Annotated in this window: 14 protein-coding genes; 6 read left to right on the top strand and 8 right to left on the bottom strand. The window is 42.4% G+C overall.

Annotated elements, in window-relative coordinates:
• Window positions 1–6: 6 nt before the first annotated feature.
• On the bottom strand, window positions 7–1,587 hold the full coding sequence (locus C9J41_RS14980; protein WP_107207660.1) for a methyl-accepting chemotaxis protein: 1,581 nt from the start codon (window positions 1,585–1,587) through the stop codon (window positions 7–9).
• Window positions 1,588–1,717: 130 nt separating this feature from the next.
• On the opposite strand from C9J41_RS14980, the gene C9J41_RS14975 reads away from it, so the two are divergent.
• Window positions 1,718–2,512 carry a potassium channel family protein gene (locus tag C9J41_RS14975; RefSeq protein WP_107247479.1) on the top strand — a complete coding sequence of 265 codons (795 nt, stop codon included), beginning with the start codon at window positions 1,718–1,720 and terminating at the stop codon, window positions 2,510–2,512.
• A gap of 66 nt (window positions 2,513–2,578) precedes the next feature.
• On the opposite strand, the gene C9J41_RS14970 is transcribed toward C9J41_RS14975, so the two are convergent.
• On the bottom strand, window positions 2,579–4,093 hold the full coding sequence (locus C9J41_RS14970; protein WP_107207658.1) for an inorganic triphosphatase: 1,515 nt from the start codon (window positions 4,091–4,093) through the stop codon (window positions 2,579–2,581).
• 185 nt (window positions 4,094–4,278) lie between these two features.
• Between C9J41_RS14970 and C9J41_RS14965 the strand changes: the two genes are divergently transcribed.
• The 3 genes from C9J41_RS14965 (at window position 4,279) to C9J41_RS14955 (ending at window position 6,992) form a co-directional block, all read left to right on the top strand.
• Complete coding sequence (locus C9J41_RS14965) at window positions 4,279–4,959, top strand: TIGR00153 family protein (protein WP_107207657.1); 681 nt, start codon at window positions 4,279–4,281, stop codon at window positions 4,957–4,959.
• Window positions 4,960–4,989: 30 nt separating this feature from the next.
• Window positions 4,990–6,258 (top strand): inorganic phosphate transporter, encoded by a 1,269-nt coding sequence (locus tag C9J41_RS14960; RefSeq protein ID WP_107207656.1) that lies wholly within the window; start codon window positions 4,990–4,992, stop codon window positions 6,256–6,258.
• A 116-nt stretch (window positions 6,259–6,374) separates the two neighbouring features.
• Window positions 6,375–6,992, top strand: coding sequence for a TIGR04211 family SH3 domain-containing protein (locus C9J41_RS14955; RefSeq protein ID WP_107207655.1), 618 nt, complete (start codon window positions 6,375–6,377; stop codon window positions 6,990–6,992).
• An 83-nt stretch (window positions 6,993–7,075) separates the two neighbouring features.
• On the opposite strand, the gene C9J41_RS14950 is transcribed toward C9J41_RS14955, so the two are convergent.
• Together C9J41_RS14950 and C9J41_RS14945 are read right to left on the bottom strand one after the other, a co-directional pair.
• Entirely contained in the window at window positions 7,076–8,032 is a 957-nt protein-coding gene (locus C9J41_RS14950; RefSeq protein WP_107207654.1) for a general secretion pathway protein GspB, read from the bottom strand.
• Window positions 8,032–9,705, bottom strand: a complete 1,674-nt coding sequence (locus C9J41_RS14945; protein WP_199189331.1) for an AAA family ATPase — start codon at window positions 9,703–9,705, stop codon at window positions 8,032–8,034. Before C9J41_RS14945 ends, C9J41_RS14950 begins: the two co-directional genes overlap by 1 nt.
• 236 nt (window positions 9,706–9,941) lie before the next feature.
• Between C9J41_RS14945 and C9J41_RS14940 the strand changes: the two genes are divergently transcribed.
• A complete protein-coding gene (locus C9J41_RS14940; RefSeq protein WP_107294731.1) occupies window positions 9,942–11,177 on the top strand; it encodes a multifunctional CCA addition/repair protein in 1,236 nt (411 codons plus the stop codon).
• A 76-nt stretch (window positions 11,178–11,253) separates the two neighbouring features.
• On the opposite strand, the gene C9J41_RS14935 is transcribed toward C9J41_RS14940, so the two are convergent.
• The 3 genes from C9J41_RS14935 to folB all read right to left on the bottom strand — a co-directional run bounded on the left by C9J41_RS14935 (window position 11,254) and on the right by folB (window position 12,943).
• Window positions 11,254–12,057 carry an undecaprenyl-diphosphate phosphatase gene (locus tag C9J41_RS14935; protein ID WP_107247480.1) on the bottom strand — a complete coding sequence of 268 codons (804 nt, stop codon included), beginning with the start codon at window positions 12,055–12,057 and terminating at the stop codon, window positions 11,254–11,256.
• Between the two features lie 62 nt (window positions 12,058–12,119).
• The gene (gene folK, locus C9J41_RS14930) at window positions 12,120–12,593 is read right to left on the bottom strand and encodes a 2-amino-4-hydroxy-6-hydroxymethyldihydropteridine diphosphokinase (RefSeq protein WP_107247481.1); all 474 of its coding nucleotides are present in this window, start codon (window positions 12,591–12,593) and stop codon (window positions 12,120–12,122) included.
• Complete coding sequence (folB, locus tag C9J41_RS14925; protein ID WP_045130746.1) at window positions 12,590–12,943, bottom strand: dihydroneopterin aldolase; 354 nt, start codon at window positions 12,941–12,943, stop codon at window positions 12,590–12,592. Before folB ends, folK begins: the two co-directional genes overlap by 4 nt.
• Window positions 12,944–13,190: 247 nt before the next feature.
• Between folB and plsY the strand changes: the two genes are divergently transcribed.
• Window positions 13,191–13,802 carry a glycerol-3-phosphate 1-O-acyltransferase PlsY gene (gene plsY, locus C9J41_RS14920; RefSeq protein ID WP_107260895.1) on the top strand — a complete coding sequence of 204 codons (612 nt, stop codon included), beginning with the start codon at window positions 13,191–13,193 and terminating at the stop codon, window positions 13,800–13,802.
• Window positions 13,803–13,856: 54 nt separating this feature from the next.
• Here plsY and tsaD read toward each other — a convergent pair whose 3' ends face one another.
• On the bottom strand, window positions 13,857–14,876 hold the full coding sequence (tsaD, locus tag C9J41_RS14915) for a tRNA (adenosine(37)-N6)-threonylcarbamoyltransferase complex transferase subunit TsaD (protein ID WP_107207651.1): 1,020 nt from the start codon (window positions 14,874–14,876) through the stop codon (window positions 13,857–13,859).
• Window positions 14,877–14,902: the final 26 nt, after the last annotated feature.

Genomic DNA, 14,902 nt, shown 5'->3' with positions numbered 1-14,902 from the left:
GATGAGTTACACCTGAAATGCCTTAATTTTTGTTTCTAAATCATTAGCATGTTGGTGCATGGTATCTGACGTTTCAGCAAGCTCAGTCACCACTGTCACCGACGCTTCTACCAGCTCTCGTACATTGGTTAAATTCTGGTTCATCTCATCAGCAACCGTTGTTTGCTGCTCTGCTGCGGTGGCAATATGGAAATTCATATCATTAATTAGCTTTACTTGTGCAACAATTTTTTCTAATTCATCCCCAGCATTGGTCACCAAGTCAACCCCTTCAGCCGCCTCTTCAACACTTTGCTCCATCAAACCCACGGCTTGCTGGGCACTTTGTTGTAATTGACTGATCATCTCTTGAATTTCAACCGTTGCAGTTTGTGTCCGTTGCGCCAAATTACGTACTTCATCGGCAACAACAGCAAAACCGCGTCCAGCATCGCCTGCGCGTGCAGCTTCAATCGCAGCATTCAATGCCAGTAGATTGGTTTGCTCTGAAATACTTTGGATTGTCACAATAACTGTGCTGATCTTCTCAACGCGTGCTTCGACCTGATTAACCGCATCAGCAGATTGACGAATATCGCCAGAAAGCTGATTAATTGTGCTCATTGTTTTGCCTACAAACTCTTGTCCTTGCGCTGCTTGCTCTGATGTTCCCACTGTGGCATCAGAAGCTTGCCTTGCATGTTCAGCGACGGTTTGTACCGTAGAGGTCATTTCTGACATCGCAGAAGCTAATTGATCAATCTCTGCAAACTCTTCTTGTGCCGACGCTTTCGTCTCTACCATACTAATTGACATAATATCGGACAGGCTCGAAAGCTCACTCGCCACTGTACGTTGAGCTTGCAATACTTCCTGTAACTGAAAACGTGCGGTTTCTAGCTCACGTGCTAAATCACCAAATTCATCACGGCAATCCATCTCAATCGGCTCAATTAAATTACGTTGTGCCAAATTTTTAATACTTAGTTTTAAGTAATTAATTTGACGTAGCATTATCCTTGAACCACCCAGTAGTAGCACCATAAAGGCAAGGATCATAACCCCTGTTTGCCATGCAATTTGCCATAAGTATTGATGGTAATAGTTATTAGCAACTTGGCTTGACTGAGAGCCCACGACCACTAAATCACGCTGGGGGAGTAATTCTGCATATTCATAACGCCCTTGATCTAACGTTAGTGGAGAAGAGATCGTTAATTGAGAGAGTAAAGCTGACAAGGGTTGATTTTCTGACGTTGTTGCACTGAGTTGATCCAGTTGCGTTACAGATGGATGCCCAACAACCTTGCCACTTTTACGATCAATGATATAAACATACGCGTCTTGAGCAGAAACTTGGTTAAAAAAGGATTTTGCTATATCGACACCTGATTTATCATTACCTTTCAATAAATTAGAATATGAAACCGCTTGTTCTTTAGCACGATCTTTTTGGATTTGTGAGACTGCAGAATAAAATGTTTGGGCATCCCATAACTGCTTTCCAAGTAGCAGTACCGTACTAAATACCATTAATAGGATCAATTTGGGCACAAGACGGATATTTGTTAGTCCTTTTTCCCATGATGAAAAGTGCATCGTTGCCATTTGGATCCTCCTTATTGCCCTTCAATTTTCAAGTCAAATAAATGAAGATGAAGCACAATAACTATCAATGAATTTTGCTATCGTCTTTCTTAATAGCAATATATCGACAATAACCACAAAGACCTTAGTGATGAAAGTAATTGATGACGTAAAGTATGAGCTACATCCCATGAGTTTGATGGCATTGGTTCTCTCTATCACCTCGCTTATCATTGTGACCAGCACACTTTTTCTCAATAAACACAGTCCAACGTTTCGTATTTTTATTGCCATAGACACTTTTATCTGCCTGATTTTCTGGTGCCAACTGCTGATAGATTTATTTAGAAGTGAAAGTAAAGCTGCCTACCTAAAGCACCACTGGCCTGATTTTATCGCCAGTATTCCCGCTATCGAACCGTTACGTTTTATGCGTATTTTACAAGTTCTGCGCGTTATTCGCTTATTACGTTCGAGTAAACACATTTACTTTCAGCTACAAAACAATCGCCGAGAAACCACTTTGGCTTCGATCTTCTTATTATTGACGGTCCTTATCACTATTGGCGCAAGTTCTATCTTATTTGTAGAAGGCAATGTCCCTGAAGCGAACATTCATACTGCAGGGGATGCACTATGGTGGGTATTTGTCACTATCTCAACCGTGGGTTATGGCGATTATTATCCGGTTACAACATTAGGTCGAATCATTGCTGTCGGGATCATCATCTGTGGTGTGGGTTTATTTGGTATGGTGGCTGGTTTGATAAGCTCAATCATTTCAGATCCACAACATGAAAAAGACTTACTCGAAAAAGCACATCGAAAAGAATGGCGAGAAATGCTAGCCAATCAACAAGTCTTACTGGCTAAATTAGATCGCTTGGAAACAAAACTTGATCAACTATCACAAGAGAAAAGCACCAATACACCAAGCCAGCATTAAGAAAACAAAAATATATCGCTATAAAAAAGCCTTGCTTGAGCAAGGCTTTTATTTTCTCTCTAGCACTTAAGGCCAATATGGCGCGAGTTCAATACTCATCTTACGTGTTTGATCCATTGCATGGATCAATGATTCATTTTGACGCTGCAACCATTTCTCAATTTGTACAAAGTCATCACCTTCAAATAACGGCAATAACTGACGTATTGGCTCTAAGGCATAAAGGTCGTCAATGCCTTGCAATAAATCAAACCATGGCATACGGAAAGATTGACGTAATTCAGGATCGTAAAGCGCAGCAAAAGATAAACCACACATTAAATTTCGTTGCAAACGTGGTTTCTGATCAATGTAATCAGAACGGGTTAATTGGCGCTCAGCAGGAAAAGCATCCATTAGCTCACGCCATGAACGAGATAAGATATTATCGGCAAAAGGTTTAATCGCACCAGCAAGTTTTGCGCGTGATTTATCATCTAAAAACGGCTGCCAACCACGGCTTAATATCCAACGACTTAAATCAAGCAATAAACCGCAATAACGTGCAGAGTTCATCAAACGCAGCATATCTTCGCTATCGGGTAGCTGTTCATAGCGCGTATCTAACTGCTGTTGTAGTGATTTTCGGACATTTAACTTACGCAACACATAAGATTTATCGTCCGTTAGCGCTTGAATACTATTGGCATCCTCTAACCACGCTAACTCACCTTCTAACCATTGTAATTCTTGGCGTAACAAAGCACTGGCACGACGCGGGATAATACCGCCGAACGTTGCAAAGGTTTGGCGCAATAAGCTTAATGATTGGGAGATTTGAACTAACGCTTGCTGATCTTGCGATTCAGTATAAATTTGTTCGTGGTATAACCAATGCTCTAATGCGTGCTCTAACGTTTTAATAAACGTCGATTCAACCGTATCTTGCTCAGTCGTTGCCACCAGCGTTAAAGGCTTTGGTGTATCACCTTGATAATCTGCTGCTAAGCGGTAGCCACGAGCCGCTTTACTCAAATTACCTAATCGCATACCACCATCCGCACAAAGTGCACGGGCAAGCGTAAATAAAGCATCGGTTTGACCCGATTTAAGCTCTAACTCAACTTCACAAATTGGCGATGATTTACCATTAGTATGGACATCACCATGATCATAGGCCAATTCAATCTGGCTTCCATCCGGCATGGCGACTAACCATTGCTGACGGGTGAAATCGGTTGAGAATAAAGGTTTAATTTGCTGTTGAGCGAGATCAACATCAAAACCTTCTGGCCACGCATCCGCTGGATGTAAAGCCAAAATGGGCGCATCACCATCAATTTCTACATTATATTCAGGACGCTGGTGTAAACCCGCAACGACCCGACCTGCAGTTTTTAATGTTTGTACATAAACATCGTCAAAACGACGTATCCGAAGGCCAATATCATGCTGACGCAATAATTGGTCTGGCGTATCAAAGTAAATATTGCCTAATTCTCGACTGCTCTGCTGCAGAATTTTCGCTTCAGTTATTTTGTTCAATAATTGACTAGAAAATTCTGGTGAGACGATAAACTTCAGTTCTATCTCGGTTTCCATAGTTATACCTATAAACAGTGGCAATCCAAGGATATTTGCTTCTGCGCTTAAGGGCAAGTCAGAAATATCGATAAAACCTTGATCAAAATTAGTTCCACTATACTCATATATACGTTAACATGCGCGCTTCAATGACCATCGCTCAAGATTTAGCCTTTTTCGGGCGCTCTCTAGGTTGATCGGCTATGCCAGTAAATACAATTATGGGGCTCTTTGCAAAATCCCCAATCAAACCACTGCAACGTCACGTTATTCGCGTAACTGAATGTTGTAACTTGCTTATCCCATTCTTTGAAGCATGTAATGCTGGAGACTGGGAAAAGGCGGCTGCTTTACGCGAACAGATCTCGCAACTTGAAAAAGATGCGGATGTGCTTAAGCGTGAGATCCGTCTGAAGCTTCCTCGTGGTCTTTTCATGCCAGTAGATCGTACTGATATGTTAGGACTGTTAACCCAGCAGGATAAACTCGCTAACCTCTCTAAAGATATCGCAGGTCGTGTCTTAGGTCGTAAGCTACAAATCCCTGCGATCATGTACCCAGACTTTGTCGCTTACGTTCAACGATGTTTAGACGCTGCTGATCAAGCACGCCGTGTAATTAACGAATTGGATGAGCTTCTTGAGACTGGTTTCAAAGGCAGAGAAGTGACGCTTGTTGCCGAAATGATTAATCAGCTAGATGTTATCGAAGATGATACTGATTCTATGCAGATTGTTCTACGTCAACAATTAATGTCCATCGAAGACCAACACAGCCCGGTGGATGTCATGTTCCTGTATAAGATTCTCGAGTGGGTAGGCGCGATTGCTGATCAAGCACAGCGTGTAGGCTCGCGTTTAGAGATTATGCTTTCGCGTTCTTAATAACGAGAATTAACAAAACAAGGTTTTACAATGGAAATCCTGGCTAACTACGGCACTCTAATTATTGGAGTGGCAGCTATTTTTGGTCTTTTAATGGCGATTGGTATTGGTGCAAATGATGTTGCCAATGCCATGGGTACTTCAGTAGGTTCAAAAGCACTGACTGTGAAGCAAGCAATCATCATTGCGATGATTTTTGAGTTCGCAGGTGCTTATCTTGCTGGTGGTGAAGTAACAGATACAATCCGTAAAGGTGTTATCGATACCTCACTCTATGCAGCCCAACCTGAAGTACTGGTATACGGCATGATGTCAGCGTTACTTGCTGCTGGTACATGGCTACTGCTCGCTTCTTATATGGGCTGGCCAGTATCAACAACTCACTCAATTATCGGTGCAATTATCGGTTTTGCGTGTGTGTCTGTTGGTACTAATGCAGTGGATTGGCATTCAATCCAAGGTATTGTTGGTAGCTGGTTAATTACCCCTCTTATTGCAGGTATTTTTGCTTACCTAATATTTATCAGCGCCCAAAAATTAATTTTTGACACTGATACTCCACTGAAAAATGCAAAGCGCTTTGTTCCTGTCTACATGTTTATTACTGCGATGGTCATTGCACTAGTAACAATTAAGAAAGGTCTAAAGCACGTTGGTTTGCATTTAACAACCAGTGAAGCTTGGGTTGCATCACTTGTTGTATCACTACTTGTGATGGTAGCAGGTTACTTATACATTCAGCGTAAATACACCGACGACGGCTCTTCTGTTGATAGTAATGGCTATGCCGGTGTTGAAAGTGTATTTAGCGTACTAATGGTAGTAACCGCTTGTGCAATGGCATTTGCTCACGGCTCTAATGACGTAGCTAATGCGATTGGTCCTTTGTCTGCTGTAGTTTCTACGGTTGAGCATGCTGGCCAAATTGCAAATAAAAGTGAAATTGCATGGTGGATCCTTCCACTAGGTGGTATCGGTATTGTTATCGGCCTCGCAACTCTAGGTCATAAAGTAATGGCTACCGTAGGCACAGGTATCACAGAACTAACCCCAAGCCGTGGTTTTGCTGCGCAGCTTGCAACAGCATCGACTGTTGTACTGGCATCAGGTACAGGTTTACCTATCTCAACGACACAAACACTTGTTGGTGCCGTTTTAGGTGTGGGTTTTGCTCGTGGTATTGCAGCATTGAATCTTGGTGTTGTTCGTAACATCGTTGCATCATGGGTAGTTACTCTGCCAGCGGGTGCACTACTTGCTGTCATTTTCTTCTACATTATGCAAGCCATATTTAGTTAAATAGTGGCACAGGTTCAAAAGAGGGAGGCTTAGCCTCCCTCTTTTCTTGCACCTTCCTGCCAAAATTCTTACTATCAACGACCTTAACAAAATCAAGACTCCCCAAGGATCAGATTGTGAAGCACCTCATTAGTCTTTGTTTACTTATTTGTGCGGCAATTGCGCCTATTGCAAATGCGGCACAAGTTCGTTATATCTCCGACAACCTATTTACCTATATGCATTCAGGCCCCGGCACACAATACCGTATAATTGGTAGCGTTGATGCAGGTACTAAAGTTACCCTACTAAGCTCTAATAAAGCGGCAGGCTTTACCCAAATAACCGATGACCGTGGTCGTAGTGGTTGGGTCGATTCAAAATTTGTTTCAACCGAAATTGGCCTAAAAGAGCGTGTTCCTGCGCTACAAACTGAATTAACAGAAGTTAAGGCTAAACTTGCTGAAGCACTTACTTCAAGCGATAGTCAAAACGCTGGGCTTAAAAACACACTAGCTCAACGTAATACACAGATTAATGATTTAGAAACACGCAATAATAAACTGCAAAGCGAGTTGTCTTCATCTCAAGATCAAATCCGTGAACTTCGCGCAAAAATTGATACTCAAAAAGACGACCTATTAATGAAGTGGTTCACTTATGGTGGTCTTGTTGCAGGTGCAGGCTTATTATTTGGTCTTGTGCTACCTCACCTTATCCCACGCCGTCGTAAACGTAATAACGGTTGGGCATAATGACCAAAGAGGCAGAGGTCTCGACATCTGGATCAAAAAAGGCAGCTAAGCTGCCTTTTTTATTATCTCTTGTTAGCGTGCATTTACCACTCTGATAATGCTGGCATACTGATTTCGTAACCATCAAATTTTAATACCACATCACGTGACTCGATACGGGCTAATTTGACGCCTGGCGCAATACTGTCCCCTTCATGAAATTCCTTACCATTGACCTTAACCCAACGTTTAGCAGGGGCTGACGAATAGATATGCTGCTCAAAGTTCATTTTAGGTAATTGGTTTTGAATCGATGCTGGTAGCAAGCCAATAGGGATCACTTTACTTTGTGATTGTTTAGGCGCTTTAACTGAAGGTTGAGCATCAACTTTATCCCCACTGCGATCCAGTTCATTGTCTTGATAACTTTCGCCATCTGTTGCCACAATCGCGGATTTAAGCTGAGCGGCTAACTTAGGTGATAATCCAGAAAGATCTAAATTATCTAGTTGATAGGGATCTTGATCTTCAGATTGTTTTGCAACAGGTTTAGATACCGCAGCATAACTGTCTGCAGAAGCATTCGCTAAATAAGATTGAGTCGGCGTTGCGACTTCATAATCTTGATAAGCAGGCGCGGCTGAATACAGGCTATCACCAACAGGAAGAGGCTCTGTCACCAATTGAGGATAATCCAGAAAAACAACGTCTTTGGTTGGTGATAATACAGTAGCCTGACGGCTCTCTGCTGGCGCTTGCAATACTCGCTGATCATATGTTGATGTCGAGGGTTGCGATTGAGGTACTTGCTTTAACGGTGCACTCAGCGCTGTTGTTTGAACCTGCTCATATTTGGCTTGCTGATAAAACTTATATCCAACAATTGAAGCGGCAGGAAGTAATGCAATAACAAGTGGCCATGCCCATGATGTTGGCATTTTCTGAGCTTTAACACTTCGCATTGGATGCACAACTTTAACGGTTCCTTGACCCGCTTCTCGTTCAGACTGATCCGTATTTTTATTATCTGATTGTTTTAAACTATCTAGCAATTGAGACATTAGCTGTGCTCCGGCTGTAACGTTGGTCCAGGTAGGTTCATCGCAGAATCCAGCACCATAAGTGTCATTGGCCCTGCTATCCCATCAGCCGCTAAATCTTGTGAACGTTGGAAACGACGCAATTTATCTAATATTGATTGATCAAAATAGCCTTTTCTTGGCGACTCTTCACCAAGAAAATCATTCAATTGTTGGTCAAGCCACGCAACGCGTGGACCATTCTGTCCAAAACGAATACTGGTTTTATCACCTAATGGTGGACGCCACAATAAACTAAATTGTCCATCCCAACGTGACTCAAACCATTTTGGTGTCACCGAAATTCGCTCTTTCCCTAAGAGTAATTCAATACGATCATCGGTGATCGCGTATAACACCGCGTAAAAAGGCTTCTGCGCGCCATCTTTTAAAGTTACGATCACGGGACGGTTAATTAAGCCTAATTTTGCTAATGTCGCTTTACCACTAAAACACGCCAAGCTGATCCGCGAACTGGTAGCACATGTTGCTTGATTTAATGCGGTATCAAAGCCCCATAAACGATATAACGTTTGCATCGAAGTTCGCTCTTTACGACTCGCATCAATCAGTTTCGCTAACCTTTCTTGGGTATTTTCTGGGTGATTTAAGGCTGTTGTTATTTTCTGATTATTTAACTCACTCGATGTCTCAACGGCAGACAAATTTACCGCAGCGTATGACGAATGGTTCGGTGCTATCGGTGATGCAACTGGCGCGACAGGTAATGGCCAATAATGCCATACCCCCATCACTAATGTTGAACATAATGCCATAGCAACTCCCCATGGGAGCCATGATGCCGCAGTTTTAGCCCCTTTTAAGCGCGCTTTTGACTGAACAGGGACTTGCCAACTTAAAATATCTTCACACGCTTGAACCGCCATTGTTTTAGTCACTTGATGCGTGCCGGCTTGACAAGCCAATTGCATCGACTTATCACACACAAGATTAATTAAGCGCGGAATACCTTGAGTTGCTTTCGCAATATATTTGATGCTACTTGCGTCAAATACAGGGTATAAACAATCGACAGCAGTTAAACGGTAGTGAATATACTCACTCACTTCGGTTTCGGTTAAGGGCAACAGGTGATAACGAGAAGTTATACGTTGAGCAAGCTGACGTAAACGCTCTTGTTGCAATAATTGCTGTAATTCAGGCTGACCAATTAACACGACCTTAAGCAATTTTCTGCTGTCCGTTTCTAAATTGGTCAATAAGCGTAATTGTTCTAATACATCAGGCATAAGGTGCTGTGCTTCATCCACCAGCAGCAATGTTTGTCGACCTTCAGCATGATTCGCAATTAAGTGGCGATAAATGATATCTGTTAACTGTTTAAAGCTCGCGTCAGATTGATAATGTAAGCCTAACTCATCACAAATCGCAGCTAATAAATCATGAGCAGATAACGCTGGATTTAAAATAACAGCAACTTGTGTTTGGTGTGACAACCGGGAAATCATCGCACGTAGTACGGTGGTTTTACCGGTACCCACCTCTCCCGTTAATAAACCAAAACCACCACCATCGGTTAATCCTGACAACATATGTGTCAATGCTTCTCGATGTCGTTCACTGAGATATAAAAAACGTGCGCTAGGGACGATAGAAAAAGGCGCTTCAGTGATCCCGAAAAAGTCTTGATACATAGAAATACTCTAGTGCTTAAAATAAGTGATAACCGTTTAACGAGGTTAAATGCTCTTTTGTTCTAAAATACCCGTCAACATTGCGGTATTTATTATCATGGGTATTGATTGGGTTATTGTATACTGCCAAGCAGTAGCGCATAGACCAAGTTCACACTGAATACAGTATTATGGTCAGTTTTTAACTAAAATCGGTAGAGATTCATCTCATTAGTTTCAGATATAAGGAGCTTTCATTGCAAACCTATCTTGTTGGTGGTGCCGTTCGTGACACCTTATTAAACCTTACGGTAACAGATAAAGACTGGGTGGTGGTTGGCACAACACCTGAAGCAATGCTAGCTGCAGGATTTGAACAAATAGGCAGTGACTTTCCTGTTTTTCTTCACCCAAAAACGAAACAGGAACATGCTCTAGCTCGAACTGAGCGAAAATCCGGGCATGGTTATACTGGCTTTACTTGTTATTCTGCACCTGATGTAACGCTTGAACAAGATTTACAGCGCCGTGATCTTACCATCAATGCGATGGCCCAATCACCAACGGGTGAGTTAATTGATCCTTACCATGGACAACAAGATCTTCACGATAAAATTTTACGTCACGTCTCCCCTGCATTTAGTGAAGATCCTTTGCGTGTCTTACGTGTCGCGCGTTTTGCCGCACGTTTTGCCCATTTAGGTTTTACTGTCGCGCCTGAAACTATCGCGTTAATGCAAGAGATGGTGATCAGTGGTGAATTAGAAAGCCTCACACCTGAGCGGGTATGGAAAGAGTGGGAAAAATCACTCTCTAGTGATGACCCACAAGTATTTCTTACGGTACTGCGCCAATGTGGTGCGTTATCAGTTGTCATGCCTGAAATTGATGCACTGTTTGGGGTACCACAACCTGAAAAGTGGCATCCTGAAATTGATTGCGGTATCCATACTTTATTAGTGGCTAAAAAAGCCGCTGAGTTAACGACCGATAAAACCATTCGTTTTGCCGCACAGGTACATGATTTTGGGAAAGCCTTATCCCCAAAGGAGGATCTACCTCATCACAAGACACACTGTCGAGATGGTATTAAACCTATCAAAGCACTGTGCCAACGTTTACGTATACCGAATGACTATCGCGATCTGGCATTATTGGTCTGTGAACAGCACACCAAAATCCATTATGCCGAAGAAATGCGTGCTGATACCTTTATTAAAATCTTTGATCAAATTGACGCATGGCGAAAACCCGACCGTGTTGCTCAACTAGCAACGTGCTGCCGTGCTGATGCTCGTGGACGCACCCACTTTGAGCAAACACCGTACCAACAAGCTGATATTTTCCAAACTGTATTTGCTATAGCACAACAAGTGGATGTAAAAGCAATTGTTGCAGCAGGGTTTAAAGGCGCAGAGATCAGAGAGCAATTAGCGGCAAAACGTATAGAGGCAGTTGCTCTACATTTAACAGCGACACGCCAAAGTAGCTAAGTATTAGCTTTAAAATAAAAGACACAAAAAAGCCGACTTAATGTCGGCTTTTTTGATCGTAAATAGCGCGTTAAAATTACTTGGACATCAAGAATAAGAACAAACCAATACCCAAAATTAAGCGGTAGATAACAAACGGTGTCATTCCCAAACGCGTTACTAATTTCAAGAACACATGAATACACGCATAAGCACTGATAAACGAAACAGCAATACCAATGCTTAGATTACCGAAATCAATTGGGTCTGTGCCCGTCACCAATTTTAAACCAAGGTAACTACCAGCAAGCAGAATAATCGGGATCGACATTAAAAATGAAAAACGCGCTGCAGCCTCACGCGTAAAGCCAAGATACAGTGCAGCTGTCATCGTCGCGCCAGAGCGAGAAGTTCCAGGGATAATAGCCGCCGCCTGCGCTAGACCAATAAACAACGCACTCTTCCAATTCGCTTGATACTCGTTATCGGTTTGCTTGGCGCGTTTATCAACCCACCATAGCAACAAACCAAAGATAATCGTGGTGCACGCAATCACCCATGCTGAACGCAAGTACATTTCGATAAAGTCTTTCATCACCAAACCGAAGATACAGGCGGGGATTGTCGCTATCACAATCATCCATGCTAATTTCGATTCAGCGCTATGTTCACGTTTAAAAATGGAGTTAATCCAAGCGGTTAATAACGAAACCACCTCTTTTCGAAAATACAGAATAACCGCCATCAACGTACCAACATGTACAGCGACATCAAACGCTAAGCCTTGATCAGGCCAACCTAAGATCTCAGACGGTAAGATTAAATGGGCGGAGCTAGAGACGGGTAAAAACTCTGTCAGTCCTTGAATAAGGGCTAACATAAATGCTTCTAAATGACTCATTAATTGTCCTTAATTAAACACAGCATAAAAAGTAAGTAGTGACTAACTTTTTACTAAATGACTCATTCAACAGGCCATAATATTTGCTGTTGAGAAAAATTTTGCCAAAGTTGCGCCAATGTTTGAGTCTCTTGTGGTATCACTAAGTCTGGATTTAACTCACTGAGAGGCCACAAAACAAAAGCAAAACGGTAAATATCAGAACGTGGTAACGACGGTAAAGCATCACTTACAGCATCGCCATACAACAACAAATCAAGGTCGATAGTACGACTTTGATTTTTAACCGCATGTGCCGGACGCCCTAATTGGCATTCAATTTCTTTAAGTTGAGATTGTAATGCAGATAACGATAACGATGTCTGTATTTCAATCACTGCATTAAAAAAATTATCACCATCAAACCCCACAGGCTCAGCTTCAAAAATGCGAGACATTCGCCAGTTACTTGCCAGTGTCTTTACCGCATCTAAGCCAGCTTTTAAATGATATTCACGTTCAATATTACTACCAATACTGATATACGCGGTGATCACTTACTACCTCGCTCTATTTGCACTCCAACGCCACGCGCATTCACCACAGCACCAGGTTTAGTCACTCGCACTTTGATCCAAGGCACATTAAAATCTGTCATGATTAAATTTGCCACATCTTCAGCTACACGCTCAACTAACAGAAATCGTCCCTGTTCAATCAAATTCGTAACAGCGGTACTTACCGTAGAATAATCCAATGCATAAGTAACATCATCACTGTTAGCAGCAGGTCGATTATCATGCGCCATTTCCAAATCAAGCACTAATTTTTGCTTAATTTCCTGCTCCCAGTCATATACCCCAATAGTGGCAATAACTTCTAATTTTTCGATAAATACCGTATCCATGCTCAATCGCTAATTTTGTTAGAGGTCGGATACCCAATGTCAGCAAAAGCGCGTATTATCAGGTAATATTCGTTAACATGAGTGTTGTTAGTAATGATGCAACATTATCACTGTTAACTTGGCTGGAACTATACCACAGCCATGAACGAGTCAAAATTACTGTTCCGTAATATTGACGCAGATAAGATCCAGTTAACATTTCAATTCCTGTTGAACTGGCACTTACCTTAGCTATTCGGAAAAATGCATGACACCACTAGCGCTACTGATGATCATTGCCGCCTACTTACTTGGGTCTATTTCTAGCGCCGTATTAATTTCGCGGTTGTATCGACTTCCCGATCCTCGAAAAAGTGGTTCCGGTAATCCAGGTGCTACTAATGTGCTTCGTTTAGGTGGAAAGAGTGCAGCAGCACTAGTCTTGGTATCTGATATTTTGAAAGGTATGTTGCCAGTATGGCTAAGCTACTTTTTAGGTATTAATCCATTTTTACTCGGTATCATTGGAATTGCTGCCTGTTTAGGCCACATTTATCCACTATTTTTTCATTTCCAGGGCGGAAAAGGAGTTGCAACAGCCCTTGGAGCATTAGCGCCTATTGGATGGGATTTAAGCGGCATGCTGATTACAACATGGGTACTCACACTGGTTTTAACGGGCTACTCTTCACTCGCATCACTTATCACAGCCCTTGCTGCACCAATGCTCACTTGGTTGGTAAAACCTGAATACACCATGCCTGTTTCCATGCTGTCTTGCTTAATTATTTTGCGGCACCACGAAAATATTCGTCGCCTACTTGATGGACAAGAAACCAAGATTTGGGATAAGTTTTCCAAGAAAAACAAAGACGCTTAAACAAAAAAAGCGAAGCTCTTTGCTTCGCTTTTCTATTGCTATACCCTTTTTTTATTAGTCAGCAATCGGTTTAAGTTGATCAATCGGCCAGCGTGGAAAGGCTTTAACACCTAAATCCATCGTTTCTTTGTTTTTCAGACGTTGCATGCCTGCATAAGCGATCATTGCACCATTATCTGTACAAAATTCTGTACGAGGATAGAACACCTCCCCTTTTAGGTTCTTCATCATGCTTTCAAGCTCTTGACGTAAGTACTTATTTGCACTGACGCCGCCAGCAATCACTAAGCGCTTTAAACCTGTTTGTTTTAGTGCACGTTTACATTTAATGGCTAAGGTATCGACTACCGCCTCTTGGAATGCAAACGCGATATCAGCTCGGGTTTGTTCATCATCGTCGTTAGCACGAATGGTATTCGCCGCAAATGTTTTTAAACCAGAAAAGCTAAAATCAAGACCGGGACGATCTGTCATTGGACGAGGGAATTTAAAACGCCCTTTAGTACCTTTTTCTGCCATTTTAGACAGTAATGGGCCACCAGGGTAATCAAGCCCCATCATCTTCGCTGTTTTATCAAAAGCCTCACCAGCCGCGTCATCAATCGACTCGCCTAGGATTTGGTATTCACCAATGCCTTTAACTTCAACCATCATGGTATGACCACCAGACACCAGCAAGGCAACGAATGGGAATTCAGGTGCATTATCTTCTAACATTGGCGCGAGAAGATGCCCTTCCATATGGTGCACCGCAACAGCAGGTAAATCCCACGCATACGCTAGGCTGCGTCCAATGGTTGCACCCACTAATAATGCACCAACAAGACCCGGGCCTGCGGTATAAGCAACACCATCAAGATCGTCATGAGTCAGTCCGGCAGAAGCAAGCGCAGCCTTAATCAATGGAATCGTTTTCTTAACGTGATCACGCGATGCCAACTCAGGCACAACACCACCGTAATCCGCATGTAGCTTTACTTGACTGTAAAGTTCATGTGCCAAGAGACCTTTTTCATCATCGAAAATCGCAATACCTGTTTCATCACAGGAAGTCTCGATGCCCAGTATACGCATAACAACCTCTATACTATTAGGGGGTT

The sequence above is a fragment of the Photobacterium sp. GB-50 genome (assembly GCF_003026755.1).
Lineage (GTDB): Bacteria > Pseudomonadota > Gammaproteobacteria > Enterobacterales > Vibrionaceae > Photobacterium.
Note: the sequence above shows the minus strand (reverse complement) of the source record. Positions and strands in the feature narration are given on the sequence as shown.

Bases quoted from the DNA above. Each gene is read 5' to 3' on its own strand.
- C9J41_RS14980 (WP_107207660.1), bottom strand. From the start codon at position 1,587: ATGGCAACGATGCACTTTTCATCATGGGAAAAAGGACTAACAAATATC.
- C9J41_RS14975 (WP_107247479.1), top strand. From the start codon at position 1,718: ATGAAAGTAATTGATGACGTAAAGTATGAGCTACATCCCATGAGTTTG.
- C9J41_RS14970 (WP_107207658.1), bottom strand. From the start codon at position 4,093: ATGGAAACCGAGATAGAACTGAAGTTTATCGTCTCACCAGAATTTTCT.
- C9J41_RS14965 (WP_107207657.1), top strand. From the start codon at position 4,279: ATGCCAGTAAATACAATTATGGGGCTCTTTGCAAAATCCCCAATCAAA.
- C9J41_RS14960 (WP_107207656.1), top strand. From the start codon at position 4,990: ATGGAAATCCTGGCTAACTACGGCACTCTAATTATTGGAGTGGCAGCT.
- C9J41_RS14950 (WP_107207654.1), bottom strand. From the start codon at position 8,032: ATGTCTCAATTGCTAGATAGTTTAAAACAATCAGATAATAAAAATACG.
- C9J41_RS14945 (WP_199189331.1), bottom strand. From the start codon at position 9,705: ATGTATCAAGACTTTTTCGGGATCACTGAAGCGCCTTTTTCTATCGTC.
- C9J41_RS14935 (WP_107247480.1), bottom strand. From the start codon at position 12,057: ATGAGTCATTTAGAAGCATTTATGTTAGCCCTTATTCAAGGACTGACA.
- folB (WP_045130746.1), bottom strand. From the start codon at position 12,943: ATGGATACGGTATTTATCGAAAAATTAGAAGTTATTGCCACTATTGGG.
- plsY (WP_107260895.1), top strand. From the start codon at position 13,191: ATGACACCACTAGCGCTACTGATGATCATTGCCGCCTACTTACTTGGG.
- tsaD (WP_107207651.1), bottom strand. From the start codon at position 14,876: ATGCGTATACTGGGCATCGAGACTTCCTGTGATGAAACAGGTATTGCG.